The 1,073-nt window shown below is 70.5% G+C and carries 1 protein-coding gene; it reads left to right on the forward strand.

From position 1 onward, the window contains the following. Nucleotides 1-106 precede the first annotated feature (106 nt). On the forward strand, nucleotides 107-1,073 hold a 967-nt coding region (locus tag WJX68_RS25185; protein ID WP_340295481.1), incomplete at its 3' end, for an IS481 family transposase.

The raw sequence follows: 1,073 nt of genomic DNA on the forward strand, positions 1-1,073 counted from the left end.
TGTAGTGCCCATGACCGTTGTTGACGGCGTGGCGGCTTGAAAACAGGGAGACCTCCGGGCGAGGTGTGAGTTGTCGACGCTCACCCCGAACCACCCGGAGGTCTCCGTGGCCCACCGTAATGCCCGCCTGACCGAGCACGGACGCAAGCTCCTGATCGAGCGAGTCATCGACCACGGTCGCCCGGTCGCCCACGTCGCCCCCGAACTCGGGATCTCCCGCACGACCGGCCACAAGTGGGTCGCCCGCTACCGCGCCGAAGGCGAATCCGGACTACGCGACCGTTCCAGCCGCGCCCACCGCATCCCCGGACGCACCCGACCCGAACTCGAACAACAGGTCCTCGCGCTGCGCCGCGCACGCAAACTCGGCCCGCACCGGATCGGACCACTGCTCGGCCTGCCCGCCTCGACCGTGCACGCGATCCTGACCCGCCACCAGATGTCGCGGCTGGCCTGGATGGACCGGCCCACCGGGCAGGTGATCCGCCGCTACGAACGCGAACGCCCCGGTGAACTCGTCCACGTCGATGTGAAGAAGCTCGGCCGGCTACGCGACGGCGGCGGCTGGCGAGTCCACGGCCGCGACAGCCTCGAACGGCGGCGCGCCCGCTCCGGGCCCCGAGTCGGGTTCGACTTCGTCCACGCCGCGATCGACGACCACACCCGCCTGGCCTACGCCGAGATCCACCCCGATGAACGCGCGCAGACCTGCGCCGGGTTCCTCCGCCGGGCGGCGTCGTTCTTCGCCGAGCACGGCATCGCCCAGGTCGAACGGGTGATGACCGACAACGCGCTGGCCTACCGGCGCTCCGCCGCCTGGCGCCAGGCCCTGACCGAGATCGGCGCCCAGGCCCGCTTCACCCGCCGCTACCGCCCACAGACCAACGGCAAAGCCGAACGGTTCAACCGGACCCTGGCCGAGGAATGGGCCTACCAGCGTCCTTTCACCAGCAACGACGAGCGCGCCGCCGCGCTACCGGACTGGCTGCACACCTACAACCACCACCGCTGCCACACCGCCCTCGACGGGCACCCGCCCATCAGCCGCGTCAACAACGGGGCTGGGAGTTACA

It is taken from the genome of Pseudonocardia spirodelae, assembly GCF_037727765.1.
In the GTDB taxonomy this organism is placed as follows: Bacteria; Actinomycetota; Actinomycetes; order Mycobacteriales; family Pseudonocardiaceae; genus Pseudonocardia; species Pseudonocardia spirodelae.